The 259-nt window shown below is 47.1% G+C and carries 1 protein-coding gene; it reads right to left on the bottom strand.

Going from position 1 to position 259, the window contains the following annotated elements; genetic code table 11:
* Positions 1 to 6: 6 nt before the first annotated feature.
* On the bottom strand, positions 7 to 259 hold a 253-nt coding region (locus ACYQ78_RS39780), incomplete at its 5' end, for an EF-hand domain-containing protein (protein WP_459806174.1).

Below are 259 nucleotides of genomic sequence, written 5' to 3'. Positions count from 1 at the left end.
GCAGTGTTAATCATTGTCGTCTTTTTTTCCGTGCTTCAAGATATGAGTGAACTGGTTGTAATCCAAGTAGCCATCTTTGTCGATTGGTGCGTCACGTAGGACATCATCGACTTGATCCTCGGTGAATCTGTCTCCCATGGAAGTGAGAGCCTCCTTTAGCACATCTTCATGCACTTTACCGTTGCCATCGTCGTCAAAACAGGCAAACGCGTTACAGATCACGTCTTCAGGGTCAGTCCCGTTCAATTTCTCGCCGAAC

This window comes from Herbidospora sp. RD11066 (genome assembly GCF_054661255.1).
The sequence above is the reverse complement of the archived record's forward strand: the minus strand, read 5'-3'. Positions and strand labels throughout refer to the sequence as shown.